Raw genomic sequence first — 236 nt, forward strand, 5'->3', positions numbered from 1 at the left:
TGAACAGGGTGAGGAGCCCGACGCCCACCAGTGCGACGATGAGGGCGACCCACAGAGCCATCGCCTGGACGTTGCGCGCGCATACGCGCGCGCTGGTCACCACCGCGGTGGCGGTGTCCACCTTCCGGTCTAGCATGAGATGGATCGAGACCGCGCTGATGGCGAACACCCCCACGGCGAGCAAAGCCCCGAACCGCATATATTCCGCTGTGAATGATAGGTACACCACCGAGAAC

1 pseudogene is annotated in these 236 nt (G+C 64.0%); it reads right to left on the reverse strand.

Going from position 1 to position 236, the window contains the following annotated elements:
* Positions 1-199, reverse strand: a pseudogene (locus tag ACTFO6_RS19800) (DUF2189 domain-containing protein); the annotation flags it as partial.
* Positions 200-236: the final 37 nt, after the last annotated feature.

It is taken from the genome of Pelomicrobium sp. G1 (assembly GCF_051905455.1).
Classification (GTDB): Bacteria; Pseudomonadota; Gammaproteobacteria; order Burkholderiales; family UBA6910; genus Pelomicrobium.